At 36.1% G+C, this 15,739-nt stretch carries 20 protein-coding genes; 19 read left to right on the forward strand and 1 reads right to left on the reverse strand.

Translation table 11 applies throughout. The features are described from left to right. The first annotated feature begins 55 nt into the window (after window positions 1-55). The 19 genes from VAHSUH02_RS02400 to VAHSUH02_RS02485 all read left to right on the forward strand — a co-directional run bounded on the left by VAHSUH02_RS02400 (window position 56) and on the right by VAHSUH02_RS02485 (window position 14,585). Entirely contained in the window at window positions 56-703 is a 648-nt protein-coding gene (locus VAHSUH02_RS02400; RefSeq protein WP_005380381.1) for a precorrin-2 dehydrogenase/sirohydrochlorin ferrochelatase family protein, read from the forward strand. Next, the gene (gene hemA, locus VAHSUH02_RS02405; RefSeq protein WP_005380364.1) at window positions 672-1,946 is read left to right on the forward strand and encodes a glutamyl-tRNA reductase; all 1,275 of its coding nucleotides are present in this window, start codon (window positions 672-674) and stop codon (window positions 1,944-1,946) included. The genes VAHSUH02_RS02400 and hemA overlap by 32 nt, the downstream gene beginning before the upstream one ends. A gap of 1 nt (window position 1,947) precedes the next feature. Then, window positions 1,948-2,886 (forward strand): hydroxymethylbilane synthase, encoded by a 939-nt coding sequence (hemC, locus tag VAHSUH02_RS02410; RefSeq protein WP_005382339.1) that lies wholly within the window; start codon window positions 1,948-1,950, stop codon window positions 2,884-2,886. Further along, on the forward strand, window positions 2,883-4,397 hold the full coding sequence (gene cobA, locus VAHSUH02_RS02415) for a uroporphyrinogen-III C-methyltransferase (protein ID WP_005382340.1): 1,515 nt from the start codon (window positions 2,883-2,885) through the stop codon (window positions 4,395-4,397). The genes hemC and cobA overlap by 4 nt, the downstream gene beginning before the upstream one ends. A 37-nt stretch (window positions 4,398-4,434) precedes the next feature. Then, window positions 4,435-5,409 carry a porphobilinogen synthase gene (gene hemB, locus VAHSUH02_RS02420; protein ID WP_005380358.1) on the forward strand — a complete coding sequence of 325 codons (975 nt, stop codon included), beginning with the start codon at window positions 4,435-4,437 and terminating at the stop codon, window positions 5,407-5,409. Between the two features lie 9 nt (window positions 5,410-5,418). Further along, window positions 5,419-6,720 (forward strand): glutamate-1-semialdehyde 2,1-aminomutase, encoded by a 1,302-nt coding sequence (gene hemL / locus VAHSUH02_RS02425; protein WP_005380355.1) that lies wholly within the window; start codon window positions 5,419-5,421, stop codon window positions 6,718-6,720. A 34-nt stretch (window positions 6,721-6,754) separates the two neighbouring features. After that, complete coding sequence (locus VAHSUH02_RS02430; RefSeq protein WP_005382344.1) at window positions 6,755-7,201, forward strand: helix-turn-helix domain-containing protein; 447 nt, start codon at window positions 6,755-6,757, stop codon at window positions 7,199-7,201. A gap of 212 nt (window positions 7,202-7,413) precedes the next feature. Further along, window positions 7,414-7,797, forward strand: coding sequence for a hypothetical protein (locus VAHSUH02_RS02435; protein WP_005382346.1), 384 nt, complete (start codon window positions 7,414-7,416; stop codon window positions 7,795-7,797). 106 nt (window positions 7,798-7,903) lie between these two features. Beyond that, on the forward strand, window positions 7,904-8,362 hold the full coding sequence (locus tag VAHSUH02_RS02440; protein WP_005382348.1) for a hypothetical protein: 459 nt from the start codon (window positions 7,904-7,906) through the stop codon (window positions 8,360-8,362). 247 nt (window positions 8,363-8,609) lie between these two features. Then, window positions 8,610-8,996, forward strand: a complete 387-nt coding sequence (locus VAHSUH02_RS02445; protein ID WP_105112037.1) for a hypothetical protein — start codon at window positions 8,610-8,612, stop codon at window positions 8,994-8,996. A 5-nt stretch (window positions 8,997-9,001) separates the two neighbouring features. Continuing rightward, a complete protein-coding gene (locus VAHSUH02_RS02450; protein WP_005382350.1) occupies window positions 9,002-9,418 on the forward strand; it encodes a hypothetical protein in 417 nt (138 codons plus the stop codon). Between the two features lie 109 nt (window positions 9,419-9,527). After that, complete coding sequence (locus tag VAHSUH02_RS02455; RefSeq protein WP_105112036.1) at window positions 9,528-9,905, forward strand: hypothetical protein; 378 nt, start codon at window positions 9,528-9,530, stop codon at window positions 9,903-9,905. Between the two features lie 199 nt (window positions 9,906-10,104). After that, entirely contained in the window at window positions 10,105-10,854 is a 750-nt protein-coding gene (locus tag VAHSUH02_RS02460) for a hypothetical protein (protein WP_005382352.1), read from the forward strand. Between the two features lie 167 nt (window positions 10,855-11,021). Beyond that, window positions 11,022-11,510: a hypothetical protein gene (locus tag VAHSUH02_RS02465; RefSeq protein ID WP_005382354.1), complete on the forward strand. Its 489-nt coding sequence runs from the start codon at window positions 11,022-11,024 to the stop codon at window positions 11,508-11,510. A gap of 224 nt (window positions 11,511-11,734) precedes the next feature. Beyond that, window positions 11,735-12,154, forward strand: a complete 420-nt coding sequence (locus VAHSUH02_RS02470; protein WP_038148491.1) for a hypothetical protein — start codon at window positions 11,735-11,737, stop codon at window positions 12,152-12,154. A gap of 54 nt (window positions 12,155-12,208) precedes the next feature. Next, window positions 12,209-12,772: a hemagglutinin repeat-containing protein gene (locus VAHSUH02_RS09770; protein ID WP_255308849.1), complete on the forward strand. Its 564-nt coding sequence runs from the start codon at window positions 12,209-12,211 to the stop codon at window positions 12,770-12,772. A 263-nt stretch (window positions 12,773-13,035) separates the two neighbouring features. Further along, window positions 13,036-13,803 (forward strand): hypothetical protein, encoded by a 768-nt coding sequence (locus VAHSUH02_RS09775; RefSeq protein WP_005382361.1) that lies wholly within the window; start codon window positions 13,036-13,038, stop codon window positions 13,801-13,803. A 2-nt stretch (window positions 13,804-13,805) separates the two neighbouring features. Continuing rightward, the gene (locus VAHSUH02_RS02480; RefSeq protein ID WP_005382364.1) at window positions 13,806-14,183 is read left to right on the forward strand and encodes a hypothetical protein; all 378 of its coding nucleotides are present in this window, start codon (window positions 13,806-13,808) and stop codon (window positions 14,181-14,183) included. 12 nt (window positions 14,184-14,195) lie between these two features. Beyond that, window positions 14,196-14,585 carry a hypothetical protein gene (locus VAHSUH02_RS02485; protein ID WP_005382366.1) on the forward strand — a complete coding sequence of 130 codons (390 nt, stop codon included), beginning with the start codon at window positions 14,196-14,198 and terminating at the stop codon, window positions 14,583-14,585. Between the two features lie 192 nt (window positions 14,586-14,777). On the opposite strand, the gene VAHSUH02_RS02490 is transcribed toward VAHSUH02_RS02485, so the two are convergent. Next, window positions 14,778-15,739 (reverse strand): ISL3 family transposase (locus tag VAHSUH02_RS02490; protein ID WP_105112038.1); only part of this gene is annotated, 962 nt, incomplete at its 5' end.

Below are 15,739 nucleotides of genomic sequence, written 5' to 3' on the forward strand. Positions count from 1 at the left end.
ATAGTTTCATATGTAGGTATACATAAGCGGTATCATCAATTATGCGAGGTTCATTATGATATCTCTAACATTACAAACTACAGCGAGTGATACCATTTTATTTGTAGGTGGTGGCGCCGTGGCTGAACGACGTCTAGCATTATGCTTAGACGAGCCCTGTCAATGCATTGTCATTAGCCCTGTTATAACAAATCAGATGAAAGCTTGGCTTGAGGATAACAGATTTATTTGGCACAATACAGTGTTTAGCGATGACCATATAGACATTGTAAAACAATGTAAATTATTGTTTATTTGTACAGATAATAAAGCTGTTAATAATTATATCGAAGCTATAGCGCGCAATAATGGCATACTAGTCAATCGTGCCGATAATGCTACAGCTTGTGATTTCACAGTACCATCAACAATCGATATGGGTGATTTGCATGTTGCGATTAGTGCTAATAATGGGGGACCACGTATTAATCGCCTTGTGAAACAAGATATGATGAATCGTTATAATATATTGCAAATTGCCATACCGAGACTTAAAATTATGAGGGAAGAGGTAAAGTTACTGATCCCTAGCGTAGAGGAGCGTAGCCGTTTTTGGCGTACTCATTTAAGCGAAACTGAATTTCAGGCTATTCTTAAGGGACAATGGCCTTTGATAGAGGAGAAACTACACCATGCAATTAGTGGTATTAGGACTAAATCATAGAAGTGCTGCCGTTGAGGTGCGTGAACGTTTCTCGTTTGAAAAAAACGAGGTAGAAAGCGCCTTAAATCGACTCTATGAATATGAAAAAATTTCAGAATGCGTCATTCTATCGACTTGCAATCGTACGGAAATTTATGCCGTATTAGAAGATGTACAATCTCCTAAAGCGTATATGCTCGATGTATTAAAGCATTTAAAACATGCCGATACAATTGATGAATCCGCATTTTTCTTCTATGAAGAGAAAGCGTGTATAGAACATCTATTCCGCGTATCTGCTAGCCTTGACTCCCTAGTATTGGGGGAAGGTCAAATCCTTAGCCAATTGAAAGGTGCCTATATTGCGGCCTATAGTGCAGGCTTTACGGGAACCGTATTTAATATCTTGTTCCAACGCGCTATTGGTGTTGGTAAAAAGGTTCGGACCAATACAGGCATTGCGAATACACCTGTGTCTGTTAGTTACACGGCGGTTAACTTGGCGGAAGATAGCCTAGACAAACCACTTTCAGAAGCAACAGTCCTCATCTTAGGGGCTGGTACCATGAGTGAGTTAACAGCTACACACTTACAAGCAAAGGGCGTAAAAACCATATTCGTATCAAATCGAACTTTTACCAAAGCGGAAGCCTTGGCGAAGAAATTTAATGGGCAAGCCATTAAATTAGATCACTATGTAGAACAAGCGGAACATGCAGATATCATCATTACATCGACGGGGGCACCGCATTATATTATTGGTGAAAAAGAGGCTAAACGGATTTCCGCATTGCGTCATGGACGTCCCATCGTGATGATTGATATTGCGGTACCACGTGATATTGATCCTGTCGTTGCGGATATCGAAGGTGTGTACCTATTCAATATCGATGCTCTAGAAAGCGTTGTAGAAGAAAATAAACAACAACGCGAGGAAGAGGCGAAACGGGCTGAACCGATTATTCACGAAGCCATCGATGAAGTGTTAGAAAAGTTTAGTTATTTATCCGTACGTCCTATGATGGCATTATTGACGGATAAGGCTGACCGTATTCGTCGCCGTGAATTACATCGAGCGCTGGCTAAATTGCCGGATATTTCCGATAAAGAGCGTCGCATCATTGATTCTATGAGTCGTATGATTGTTAGAAAAATGCTAAGAGAACCGATGATTCATTTCAATGAAATCGCAGGTACACAAGAAGAAGGTTTATATTGGGATTTATTCAAAGATATGTTTAATCTCGAGAAAGAAGGCTCGTAGAATGAGGAACCACATTAGAATTGGAACTCGAAAGAGTACTCTCGCTTTATGGCAGTCAGAATATGTAAAAAGTGAATTACAACGCTTATACCCTGGTATTACAGTGGAACTAGTCCATTTTAATACGAAAGGGGACCGTATTTTAGATAAGCCACTAGCGGAAGTAGGTGGCAAAGGTTTATTCACTGCTGAATTAGAGGCGGCTATGCATGCTGGTGATATCGATATCGCCGTTCATAGTTTAAAGGATATGCCTACGGAATTACCAGACGGTCTTACATTAGGTGCTATTTCAAAACGGGAAGTACCATTCGATGCTTTGGTCAGTCCTAAATACAAAACATTGGACCAATTGCCAGAAGGTGCTCGCATTGGTACCAGTAGTTTACGTCGTCAAGCCCAATTATTGCATCGCCGTCCAGACCTACGCATCGAAGTCATCCGCGGCAATGTGCAAACCCGTCTTGGCAAGATTGAAACAGAAGGCCTCGATGGCGTCGTATTAGCACAAGCAGGCCTTAAACGGCTCAGTTTAGATGATAGAATTACACAAGTCTTTACGGCGGATGAAATGATTCCTGCTGTGGGGCAAGGTGCTTTGGCTATTGAATGTCGCAGTGACGATACTGAGATGTTAGAAATACTTTCAAAAATCGACGACGAACCAACACGCCTTGCCGTAGAAGGGGAACGTAGTTTCTTGAATCAACTCAATGGGGGTTGCCAAGTGCCAATGGGCGTATATGGAACCGTTGAAAAAGGGCAGCTCATATTGAAAGCACTCATTGCATCCTTAGATGGTAAAACTGTATATGAAGGAGAATTGTCTGGACCTGCTAAGAAAGGGGTTATGTTAGGCAAAAACCTTGCGAAAGCCTTATATGAAGAAGGGGGCAAACACATTGTGGAAGCTCTTGTTAAGGAGGGAATCATAAAATGACAGGTTTAGTATATTTGATCGGCGCAGGCCCTGGAGATTCTAAATTAATCACTGTAAAAGGTAAGGAATGTATAGAACGCGCAGATGTTATCGTGTATGACTATTTAGCAGATGCTCATTTATTAGAATGGGCTCGTCCTGATGCTGAGTTAATCTATGCAGGTAAACAATGTAGAGAACATACTATGCACCAATGGGAAATCAACGAACTATTGGTAAAAAAGGGAAAAGAAGGCAAAATCGTAGCCCGCTTAAAGGGTGGGGATCCCCTCGTATTTGGCCGTGGCGGTGAAGAGGCAATGGCCCTTCGTGAGGCCGGTGTTCCTTTTGAATTTGTACCTGGTGTTACATCGCCTATCGCAGCGCCTGCCTATGCTGGTATTCCTGTAACACAACGCGCTATGGCTACATCCTTTGCGGTTGTTACTGGTCATGAAGACCCAACAAAAGCGGTATCTGGCATCCATTGGGAAGGCCTTGCCACAGCAGTGGATACCCTTTGCTTTGTCATGGGTGTAGGCAATTTACCTACAATCGCAGAAAAATTGATGGCTCATGGCCGCCCTGCTAATACACCAGTGGCGCTCATTCGCTGGGGTACTAAACCTGTTCAAGAGGTGCTTGTTTCCACACTAGAACATGTTGTAGAAGACGTGGAAAAGGCACAACTAAAAGCACCAGCCATCATCGTCGTAGGCGATGTTGTAAACTTGCGTGAACAATTGCAATGGTTCGATAACAAGCCATTATTCGGCAAAACGATTGTAGTTACTCGTGCTCGCTCTCAAGCTAGCAAATTCCGCGATATGCTCATGAATCAAGGAGCCAATGTTATCCAAGCAGCAGCTATTAAAACAGAGCCTGTAGAATTATTTGATGAAGATAAACGTTTATTACATGGCGTAGATCGCTATTCTTGTGTCGTATTCACATCCGCTGAAGGGGTACGCTACTTCTTTGATGCATTGTACGGAGAAGGTAAGGATGCACGCTCTTTAGGCTATGCTAAGGTATGTGCTATTGGCAGTGCTACAGCTAAGTCGTTGACTAACTATGGTATTACGCCGGATATTATTCCTGTAGATTATAAGGCTGAATCTGTTGTTGATGCATTGAAACAGCATGTAAAAGCTGGAGATACGGTGTTATTAATTCAACCTAAGAAGGCTCGTGAAGTGATTCCTCGTGAATTGCGTCACTTAGATATCGATGTAGATATCTTGCGCTTGTATGAAACACAACAAGATACATCTCAACAAGAGGCATTGGTAGATGCATTGCAACATGGTCATGTCGACTATATTACATTTACTAGCTCCTCTACAGTTACCAATACATTGGAGTTATTGGGTGAGGATGCACTTTCACTATTAGAACATACAAAGATTGCATGTATCGGACCTATTACGGCCGCTACGGCTATGAGTGCAGGTTTAAAGGTAGATATCATTAGTCCTGTATATACGACAGAAGGTCTTGTAGACACAATCGTGAAAGACTGCGCTAACTAATATACTGTCATTATTAAACGGAAGAAGGAAATTTACTATGTACGATTTAACCTATCGTCCTCGCCGTTTGCGCACTTCTCCAGAAATGCGTGATTTAGTACGAGAAACAACATTAGATACAACTGATTTGATATATCCATTATTCATCGTTCCTGGTGAAGGCATAAAAAAAGAAATCGACACATTGCCAGGACAATACCATTTATCCGTAGACGAAGCGGTAAAGGTGGCGCAAGAGGCTTATGACCTCGGTATTCGTGGTGTAGAAATCTTTGGTATTCCTACCTATAAGGATGAACAAGGTTCCTCTGCTTGGGATATGGAGCAACCGGTACAACAAGCGATTAAAGCCATTCGTGAAGCGGTGCCAAATCTATTGGTCATTGCAGACGTATGCTTATGTCAATATACCTCTACAGGTCACTGCGGCATGATTGATCATCACGAAATTTTAAATGATGAAACATTGCCTCTATTGTGCAAGGTTGCCGTTAGCCAAGCACAAGCAGGTGCTCATATGGTGGCGCCATCAGATATGATGGATGGCCGTGTAGGTGCTATTCGTGAAGCTCTTGATGAAGCTGGTTTCACCAATGTATCCATTATGAGCTATGCTGCAAAATATGCATCTGCCTACTATGGTCCATTCCGTGGCGCCGTTAATTCAGCGCCTCAATTTGGGGACCGTAAATCGTATCAAATGGATCCGGCTAATCGCTTAGAAGCAATGCGTGAAATCGAACTCGACATCGCCGAAGGTACGGATATTATCATGATTAAACCGGCATTATGTTATTTGGATATCGTTCGCGAAGCACGTGATCGTTATGAATTGCCATTGGCTGTCTACAATGTATCCGGCGAATATGCAATGGTTAAAACGGCTGCAGCCGCTGGTCTTATCGATGAACAACGCCTTGTTATGGAAACGATGCTCTCCATGAAACGGGCTGGTGCTAAGATTATCATTACATACCATGCCCTTGATGTGGCACGTTGGCTTAAACAATAAGGAGTGACTATGTTACAACTAGGTAAATCAGAAAAAGCGTTTGACGAAGCAAAGCGATATATGCCAGGTGGCGTTAATAGCCCTGTTCGCTCCTATCGTAGCGTAGGCTCAAACCCTCCATTTATTAGCTCCGCTAGTGGCAGCCGCATCTATGATATCGATAACAACGAATACATCGACTATGTGTTGAGCTGGGGCCCTATGATTTTGGGCCATGCGAACCCTGAGGTCGTAGCTAGTCTGCAAGAGGCTATTCCTCGTGGTACAAGCTATGGTGCGCCTACATTGTTAGAAACGGAATTGGCTAAGAAAATCCAAGCCTTCATGCCATCTATGGAAATGGTGCGTCTCGTTAACTCTGGTACAGAGGCGACTATGAGCGCATTACGCGTAGCTCGTGGGTATACGGGCCGCGATCGTATCGTTAAATTTGTTGGCTGTTACCATGGTCATAGTGATTCTCTATTGGTGAAAGCCGGCTCTGGCCTCGCTACATTTGGCGTGCCAGATAGCCCAGGCGTACCAAAGGGCGTTGCAGAAAATACCATCACATTGCCATACAATGGCATCGACGCGGTTAAACAATTATTCGATGAAATGGGCGATACCATTGCTTGTATTATCGTAGAACCTGTTGCAGGTAATATGGGCTGCGTGCCACCAGTAGAAGGATTCCTTGAAACTTTGCGCGATGTAACAAAGGCGCATGGTGCCCTATTAATCTTTGACGAAGTTATGTGTGGATTCCGCGCTAGCAGCGGTGGTGCACAAAAACTATACAATATTAAACCCGATTTGACTTGCCTTGGTAAAATTGTTGGCGGTGGTATGCCTCTTGCTGTATTTGGCGGTTCTAGCAAAATTATGAGCGAAGTAGCACCATCCGGCCCTATTTACCAAGCCGGTACTTTAAGTGGTAATCCTGTGGCTGTAACGGCGGGCCTTGCTACATTATCTATGTTGCAACGAGACCCAACCATCTTTAAACAAGTGGAAGATAGCACAAAAGCATTGTGTAATGGTCTTGAAGAATTGGCTAAGAAATACAATGTGCCAGCGGTGGTGCAACGTGTGGGTTCTATGTTTACCTTGTTCTTTACAGATAAACCGGTTCACAATTTTGATGACGCTAGTGCATGTAATGCGGACCATTTCAAGATATTCTTCCATCATAACTTGAGCCATGGTATTTACTATGCGCCAAGTCCATTTGAAAGCAACTTCGTATCCATGTGTCATAAGGGTGCAGAAATTGATAAAACATTGGCTGTTGCAGAAGAAGCTTTCAAAATTATCAGTGAGACACTGTAATATTCTTTTGACGTAATCGATATAGGTGATGAACATGCAATTTTACAAGAACTTAAAACGGGCTCGTGTACGCATGGGAAAGAGCCAAATCGAAGTCGCTAAGGCTGTAGGTATTAGTAATGCAGCATTGTCTAATTACGAGACTGGCTATAGAGAACCAGACCTCGATACACTGTGCGCGTTGGCTCGTTACTATGAGCTGACCTTAGATGAACTCGTGAATGTTAATAATGAACAGCAAGAACGCATTTATGACATTAGCACAGCTGCGAAGGATACACATATTAAGTTCAAAGGGGACTTGTATGAATTAAAAGCATCGCAAAAGAAGGTTCTCTTGCGAGAACTGGATACAGTGTTTGAAAAATTTCAACGATCTCGTATAACATCTATCAAAGAAGGTACCTCACATCGCCACCCTCATATCAATCGGGGAGGACTGTTGGGGGCAAACCTTGCGGTGAGTCGCGGGAAAAAATGATAAGTTTTGATTGTATGACAAACGAACCTGATCCTGAGTTTCCTTTAGGAAGTCGCTAATTAAATAAAGTTTGATAGCATTAAAGCTATTATATCCAAACATATACTATTAGTATGGATATAATAGCTTTTTTATTTATGTTACGTATATTGTTTTTGTAAAACATACAATTTATAATTTTATTAAGAGTAATATAACTAGTGGAGAATTGCATGATAATAATAGTTTATGTGGGATTTTTAGTGTTTTTATTTTGTATGTACTTTATTAAAAATCCTTATTTTTCATTGAATAAAATAAAAATTAAACGGTCGAGATATTTATTAATATCAGAGCTTTCAATGGGTGGAATAATTTTCTTCTATACACTTTTTTCTGGATATTCTAAAATATTTAAATTTTTATTGCAGTTGGGAATGGTAACAATGTGTTTTCTAGAAATGTGGTTAAGAATTCCGGCTATTAAAGAAGATTCTAACTTATCGTCTGAAATTAAAGCAATATTGATAAAAAAAGCAAAACAAGATTTTTATTCTGTTTTGCCAGTTTTCTTTATGATGCTATGCATGGTTATTTTTGTTTATTTTCGTAACTAAATAATAAAATATTACTATTCGATAAAAATAAGTTCTAATTACATTAATGGAGAAACTTATGAGGCTAGGTTTTTCGTGAATTGAATATATAGGAAGGTTAGATAATATGAATACAACTATATATGAAGCCGTAGCTAAATATAAAAAAGATGATACATTACCATATACAGAGTATTTTAGTTTAGGGGATTTTTCGACTAAAGATTTAGCAGAAAATGCAATAATGTTAGCTAAACAACTTCCTGGATTTAGAGAATTTTGCGATGAAAACTTTTATATTGAGGAATTTGTTTTAAATGATGGAGTACCAAGAAATTATAGTGTAGATGATCCTATCAAAAACAATGAAGTTTTTATATTGTGGTATGGGTATGATGTGGATTCAATTTATACAGTGGGGGGAACTCTAGGTGTATTTAGTGAATATGAATATGCTGAATTAGCAAAAGAGAAATATAGTGCTTGGGACATATTTATTGTTCATGGATTAGACAATTTTGGTATTGGGAAGGTTGTATTAAACGAACGTCAATGGGTAGATGGCTTTGTAAAAGTTTATGATTAAGTGCATATGGCAATAGAAGCTATTTAAATACCTTTTTGAACAAGATTATATGAACAAGTAAAGATTTTGTTTTTGCTAGACTTTAAAAGTATTACGTCATATGGAGTAATCATGGAAATGTATAAGAATCTAAAGTCTAAGTTTAATAAATTGTCTTTTAGAGTTCATTTGATACTGATCGTACATTAGAGGAGTATTGTAAATATTACTACTGTTTATAATGAGAAGATGGAGCCTAATAAAATATATGCATATAGGTTTATTAAAAGAACTTGGTCCCAAATTATTAAAATATCTGCTTAGTGGCATTGCTGCAGCCTTTATACTAATCGTAATTGTCGGCATCACTACTCGATATTATCATTATAATGACAACTCTTCTGCATTAATCAGATATGGATATTCTCTCTACAAAGAGGATTTGATTGATGAGATAAACTGGACTCGCGTTGGTGATAAGTTTATGGTGAAGAATTCTGATTATACTGACTTTAAGGCAAAGTATAATCAGAGTAAATTTTTAGATTATATAGATGATAATAAGGACAAAATTAGGGAAGGTCTTAATACCAATAGCATTAGAGTCCAGTTATTAGAAGACTTTATACGAATTAAATATAAAATGGTGGACTGATAAAGATGGTTTTCGATAGGGTTGTTATTAATAAATTAAAAATAATTATATTTGTAGTAGGAATGATCATAGGCTCATTTAGTGGTGCTCTTGTATTAGAGAAAATAGATAATACATTAGAATCCATTTATTCTGGTAGACAAGCTCTTATTTGGAATGAATATAAAAGTTTTGATCATCGTGAGCATTTTACTATCAATGCCATCTATCCTTTTAAATATGAACTTGGTAGTGTTAGACCATACTTTATTGTTGATGCATTGAGTGATAGTGATATGGATACATTAGAGAAATCATTAAGATTAGATGGATGGCAACAAATAGAGAGTAATATATTTCAAAAAGAAACTAGTGGAGAAGTATTAAAGTTATCTGTAAAACCTATTAACATGAATGAATTTATGATTGTATATTATTACTAACTTTTACAAATGGAATCCATACTATTAGCTATGCGGTAATCGTAATAATTAATGAATAGTTATATAGGTAAAGTTATTCAGAAATGTATTAGTGGAGTTAGGAGCGATTATGAACGCTGGGCGTATCTTATGTAGTATTTTACTTGGTATGTATGCAATATATATTATACGGAATAATACAATAACTATTGCAGGCGCAAATACTAAGAAAAGTATTCTTCTTACGATGATACAATTAGGTCAATTATTGATGATTGAATTAATGGCTATTTTCGGGGGGAGGATTTTACATAGTTTTTCTATTTTTTCGTTAATACTTGCAGTCCTTCTTTGGGGAGAAATGTTTGCATTAAAGCAAAATCTCAATGAATATTTTATGTGCAAGGAAGGGAAAAGCTATGGCATTAGTATTATAGGAATAGGTCGAATTGCTGTGTCTGTAGGGCAGAGCATTTTACTAATCTTATTAGCGATTTTTGCTTGGTAAAATTTCTTCCGTATGAGGGGAGGAATTTAATTCATCTTTTGGCCGTTATAGGGATTTATAAAAAGATGATACATTACCATATACAGAGTACTTTAGTTTAAGGTATTTTTTAGTTTAATCTGGTTGTGATTGAGATATTTCGACAAAGCATAATAGGACTATTGTTAAATTTTATTAGTTAGCTTGGTAGAGAGTTTATATGAAAAAAGCTTATATTTTTATAGTGATAGCTATTGTAAGTCTTGGTATAGCTATATATCATCATTATCATCAAGTGGCCCATAATAATATAGTTGTTTCCACACAGTCTCATGAATTAGTAGACACCTCAATTGATGAATCGATTTCTAATCGAATTTTAGCAGTATATCCCACTGAATCTTACTATTACTATTTAGGCTACGATGGAATTGGTTGCTATGATATTAAAAATCATATTTTAGATGTATTAGAGTTCGAGGTTTATGGTGATGAGAGTGGTCCTTTTAAAACCTATCATCCTAAATCTAAGATAGTTGTTAATAGGAAGAATAAACTATCTGATTTTTCAAAAGAAGATTTAAATAATTTTGAAAAAATGTTAATGAATTCTGAGCATGGTGCACAATACTTTAATAAACGATGGTACCGTTCTGGTTATGAAGCCACTTTTTTGGATTTAGATAATCATCTTATTATTACGAATGATGTGCGAGGTGTAAAAGATACACCTACTAAAATTTTAATATTTAATGTGAGTGGCTTTATTATCATTGATAAAGAAACCAATGATATGCAAGTTTATTTTGATGAAAGTATTGCGGGTAAAAAAGCTAGAGATTCAGCTGTTTCAATCTTAAAACATGTTTATGGAGAACATCTGATAATTCTAAATAGTATAGATCAAATTGAAGAGAATGAGAGAAATATTTTGTTGCAACTAAGAGATCAATACATTAGTAAAAAATAATTTGCGTGAGCGTAGTTAGTGAAAAGGTTAAATTTAGATCTAGTGATAATTATAAAGGTGTTTTGGGGATGTTTAACCCCATTGGTGTAGAATGGCAACAAAGTGGTGCTATTGCAACAACTAATGCATATGTAGAATTCCAAATGGAAGTAGAGGTTAATAAGTAGATGTGGAAAAAGAGATTACTGATAATTAGTATATTAGGAAATATTCTTTCTCTGTTTTTAATTGGTATCTATTTTTTAGTGAATTCCTGGTTTTTTCATGCTGAATTAGGAAGTATAGTTGGTATAAAGCCTGATTATCTGATTCAGTTAAATAATGAAGGCGTTTTGTATGACTATAGACAAATGATAAGTATTGCCTCTGGTATAAGGTCATACAAATTGATAAACTCCTTAGAATCAGATAATTATCATATATACAAATCAATTTATAATCATCAGATTTTCATTGGTCAAGTTGATCAAATTCATCAAAAATATATTATTTATGATGGGTATTTAGATCACTATATATTTGTAAATCTTAAATTTAATATGGATGAAAAACAATATGATGATTTTATTGGAAGAATAAAGGTAATAGATGGTTATGAAAATGTTCCTATAAGATATCGCAAGTTAATTGAAAATGGCAACTGGGAATATCTTTAATTCATTTTTAACTGGCATAGGTATATTGAATTAGGCCTAGAATTATGTTTAAGAAATTTAGTAGCTAAGGGCAATTCTGCGCTTGCGTGAGAGAATAAGCCTATGCTTATGAAAAAAGCAAAAAAAAGATTTTTGTTTCGTAATAATTATATTGGTTATATTTCAACTGAAAATTATTTTTAATGCTATAAATGATAATTAAAATTAGACTTGGGTTGGTGAGTATGACTAGAAGTTATTTTAAATTGAATAGGATTCCATTTGTAGTTAAACTTTATATTGGATTTGTCTTATTGGTATTCCTATTAATGGGAATTACGTATTTACATGCGTATATTAAAAGGCCAGAGCAAATGCAAAGTCTTCAATTGTATGAGCAAAAATTAGAAACCATATCCTCAAAAAAAGTAAATGAAGCGTATTATGTATCTGGCAGAGCATCTCAAAATAATAATCTGGAAATTACATATGCCTCTATTACAATTGATGATATTAAAGGGATACTTTCAAAACAAAATATAGGATGGAATGAAATAAGTAAAAATCGTATAGTTGGACATGACTATGATGCTAACGTTTATATCGAGTTATTTAAAGAAGTAGGTTCTAATAGGGTGATTTTAATATTACAAAGAACAAATTGACACTATAGGTAATATAGAGGACTTTTAGGGATTAAATATTGTAGTGTTAGTGATATCAGCCTTGCAGCGGGTAAAAATACTGTAGATGTTAAGAATACTTATAAAAGCTCTGGTTGGAGTATCGGTGCTGGTATTAGTTTGACTGGTGGCGGACTTCTCGATATTAATGCGAGTGGTAATATGGCTCGTCAAAATGGCGATACGCACCAAGAAAGCTATGTGCCAACGACGATTAGAGCAGCACAATTAGCACAACTTAAAGCAAAGCGAGATACTACTATTATTGGCTCTACTGTATCTGGTAAGAAAGTTGAAGTTGATACAGGTCGAGATTTACATATTCAAAGCTTACAAGATGTAGATAACTTTAAAGAACACAGTAAGTCGGCTGGCTTCTCTGTATCCTCTAAACCTAATTTCAAGGATCCAACTGGTAGTATTAGTGCTAGCGTAGGCTCTAAAGGTAAAGCGAACTCTATTACTCAATCTGCTATTTCTGAAGGTATACTAATAGTAGATGGTAAAGAAATTGATACTAAGACGATTAATACCAATACAGAGAATACGCTACATAAATTAGATAAGATTTTTGATAAAAAGAAAATTGAAGAACGTTAGGCGCTAGCACGTTTATTTGCTAAAAATGCTTTTGAAGAAGTACATCGCTTAAGTGATAAATACGACTGGAAAGATGGTTCAGCACAGAAGGTAGCATTACATGCTGCGATTGGTGAAATTGCGGCACAATTGGCAGGTAAACCAAATGGATCGGGAGTTGTAGCGGCAGGGATTAATGAACTAGCGATAAAAAAATTATAGATAAAATTGGGAAGGAACATCCTAATCAAATACAATTATTAAGTGCTGTTTTAGGTGGGGCTGTGAATAAATTAGCTAATAAATCTACTGATACTGGAATGGCCGTTTCTTCCTTAGGTACTAAACATAATGTTTTACATTTATTTTTTAAAAAGGCAATAGATTATCTTGATACAAGTAATTTACAGTATAATCAAGTGTATTCTATTGAAACAAATGCTGATGCGGGGCGAGTATATATTGCAGGTGTCGGAGGCATGATTGGGGGATTAGTAGATAAATTTGGGGGTGTATATGATCAAGTGGGAGGCGATGTATCTATATCTGATAATATTAATCCAGTTGGAGCTACTATAAAGGTTATAATATTTCCTAATATACCTAACGACCCTAGTGCTGCTTCATTAATAAAAAAAGCGGTAGAGGGGGGAGCAGTATCCTCAAGTGTAACGTTTAATCACATCAACTGGTCAACTGGTGTTGCAATTCCTACAGATTTTGAATCTTTTTCCTCTAGAAATCAAACAATCCATGTTGCTGAGGGGGCATCAACGACCTCTAATGGCATATCTGTTTCTGGAAGCTACTCTAGTTATGTTGGGAACCTTTCCGATGAAAATCTTTTGGGGGGAGATTATAATACGAATGTTTTGAAGTATTTTAATGAACATCCTAACAGTGGACTAGAACTCTATAATGGTCCTGCAGGTAATTTAATTTTAATTAAGCGAACAGGACTTGGTGTTCAACAGTATGATGGTTATGGAGCCTTTTTTAATTCAGTTGGTTTTGATAAATATGCTAGTAAAATGTATTGGAGACGATATTAATAATGAATATAAAGTTCGTTTTAAAATATTTGCTTTTAGGGATATTGACTAGTACTATTATTTTTTCTGTAGTAAATTTTAGTAATTACTATTTTATGAATAGATATCCATATGCATCAAATTTATATAATGAAGCATTTAAATTGTATAATACTGGAGTATTAGAAAAAATATCTTGGACAAAACTATTCCATAGACTTGGTGCATCTGAATCTACGCAAGTTACAGTTTTTGGAGAACAAAATAAAAATTTTGAGGATAAGCTAGTATTAGACTATATAGTTCTATCTAAAGAATATATGTTATATAAATCTAACTATGATGATAATAATTATCTGTTTAATTTTAGTGATGGACGTCTAGTAATTAGTATTTTTTAGTAGGTGAGATTTATGAAAATCTTAAAGATATTTTTTGTTGGGGTGGGACTTATTATAGGATTACTACTTTCTGCTAGTATAGGGGGAGCCTTTGATAATTTTTTACAGCTTAAATATACTTCTAATTTTGAGAATTATTGGTCTGAATTTAGAGAGATTCAAAACTCTACTCAAAGTGAAGTTTTATATATTAATCCTAAAGTATTGAGACTAGGTTCTTTGACGCCTCATTTTATTGCTAAACTTTCTTATAAAGGAGAAGTTTTTAGAACTCAGTTAGAAGGCTTAGGGTGGAGTTATAAAGATGGGGTATATAGAAAAATAGTTAATGGTGATACATATACCCTAATGGTTCTAGATTATAAGAATAATATTGAGCTTGAGTTATATGTTGAGAAATAATTTAAATATTTTATTTGTATAGTTATAACTTTTGGATATTAAGCTATGATGTAATGTAGTTAGTGATTTAGAGAATTGAATATACATACAATATATTTAGCTGTTTTTGTTATCCCTAGTAAAATAACAGATAGCTGATTAACATCAATCAGCTATCTGTTATTTTTGGCTCTCTGTCAAATGTTGGGGTATTCACCCTACGAGTCTTCTTTGGCACCAATCATAGTTATGGTTGGTGCCATTCTTTTTGCTCAAAAGTAGAATACGTACTCTAAATCTACCAAAGTGGCGAAGTCCATAGCTTATCCGTTTTAATACTTTAATTTTGTTATTAGTTCCTTCTGTGTATCCATTAGAATATGGAAGTAAGAATGCATTAGTTAATTGCGTCATCCATGCAGGAAATGATGTAAAGAAGTTATTAAATTCATTTAAGCCAGATGCTTTTACTAATTCCAACCAATGCGTTAAATGTGCAGCTATTCTTTGTTTACCATAGATTGAAAAGATTTTTCTAAAAGAAAGTTTTAAAGCATATGCTTTTCGTAAATCATCAGATATTCTGAGTATTTCACATAGTTTAATATGTTCGGCTTCCGTTAAATGGTCTGGATGCTTCATTAGTACACGTCGATTCTGTTTTAACATACGTGAATAAGCAGCCAGTTTATGTTGCTCACGCTTTCTAACTCGCTCTACCGCCCAATCTACAAGTCGACATACATGGTATCGATCACAGATAATATGCGCATGTGGAAATAGCGCCTCCATGATGCGCTTAAATTGTATGGACATATCCATTACAATAAACTTAACTTGTAGGCGATCCTTATGTTTAAATGATGCAAAATAGTGGATTAATGCTTGCGTATCACGTTTCGGTAAAATATCTAATATTTCATGTGTATCTGGATTAGTTAAATTAACTTGGTATTGGTAGCCTTCTGCATTTCCTTTAAACTCATCAATACCAATCACAGTGGGTAAGGTCTTGGGCTTAGGTATAGTGATCATAGAGCAATAACGTAATACTGTAGTAATAGATGTATCACACTCGTTAGCAATAGCTGTATAGGTTACACTTTCAGTAAGTTTATCAAATAGCATTCTAATATTAGTTACACTTAGTTGCATATGTTTTCGTACAAATGGAT

It is taken from the genome of Veillonella atypica KON, from assembly GCF_002959915.1.
Classification (GTDB): Bacteria; Bacillota; Negativicutes; order Veillonellales; family Veillonellaceae; genus Veillonella; species Veillonella atypica.

What these genes read in the sequence shown, in the direction of transcription:
- VAHSUH02_RS02445 (WP_105112037.1), top strand. Translation starts at nt 8,610, where the DNA reads ATGCATATAGGTTTATTAAAAGAACTTGGTCCCAAATTATTAAAATAT.
- hemC (WP_005382339.1), top strand. Translation starts at nt 1,948, where the DNA reads ATGAGGAACCACATTAGAATTGGAACTCGAAAGAGTACTCTCGCTTTA.
- VAHSUH02_RS02455 (WP_105112036.1), top strand. Translation starts at nt 9,528, where the DNA reads ATGAACGCTGGGCGTATCTTATGTAGTATTTTACTTGGTATGTATGCA.
- VAHSUH02_RS02430 (WP_005382344.1), top strand. Translation starts at nt 6,755, where the DNA reads ATGCAATTTTACAAGAACTTAAAACGGGCTCGTGTACGCATGGGAAAG.
- VAHSUH02_RS02435 (WP_005382346.1), top strand. Translation starts at nt 7,414, where the DNA reads ATGATAATAATAGTTTATGTGGGATTTTTAGTGTTTTTATTTTGTATG.
- cobA (WP_005382340.1), top strand. Translation starts at nt 2,883, where the DNA reads ATGACAGGTTTAGTATATTTGATCGGCGCAGGCCCTGGAGATTCTAAA.
- VAHSUH02_RS02460 (WP_005382352.1), top strand. Translation starts at nt 10,105, where the DNA reads ATGAAAAAAGCTTATATTTTTATAGTGATAGCTATTGTAAGTCTTGGT.
- hemL (WP_005380355.1), top strand. Translation starts at nt 5,419, where the DNA reads ATGTTACAACTAGGTAAATCAGAAAAAGCGTTTGACGAAGCAAAGCGA.
- VAHSUH02_RS02480 (WP_005382364.1), top strand. Translation starts at nt 13,806, where the DNA reads ATGAATATAAAGTTCGTTTTAAAATATTTGCTTTTAGGGATATTGACT.
- VAHSUH02_RS02465 (WP_005382354.1), top strand. Translation starts at nt 11,022, where the DNA reads ATGTGGAAAAAGAGATTACTGATAATTAGTATATTAGGAAATATTCTT.
- VAHSUH02_RS02450 (WP_005382350.1), top strand. Translation starts at nt 9,002, where the DNA reads ATGGTTTTCGATAGGGTTGTTATTAATAAATTAAAAATAATTATATTT.
- hemB (WP_005380358.1), top strand. Translation starts at nt 4,435, where the DNA reads ATGTACGATTTAACCTATCGTCCTCGCCGTTTGCGCACTTCTCCAGAA.
- VAHSUH02_RS02440 (WP_005382348.1), top strand. Translation starts at nt 7,904, where the DNA reads ATGAATACAACTATATATGAAGCCGTAGCTAAATATAAAAAAGATGAT.
- VAHSUH02_RS02400 (WP_005380381.1), top strand. Translation starts at nt 56, where the DNA reads ATGATATCTCTAACATTACAAACTACAGCGAGTGATACCATTTTATTT.
- hemA (WP_005380364.1), top strand. Translation starts at nt 672, where the DNA reads ATGCAATTAGTGGTATTAGGACTAAATCATAGAAGTGCTGCCGTTGAG.
- VAHSUH02_RS02485 (WP_005382366.1), top strand. Translation starts at nt 14,196, where the DNA reads ATGAAAATCTTAAAGATATTTTTTGTTGGGGTGGGACTTATTATAGGA.
- VAHSUH02_RS02470 (WP_038148491.1), top strand. Translation starts at nt 11,735, where the DNA reads ATGACTAGAAGTTATTTTAAATTGAATAGGATTCCATTTGTAGTTAAA.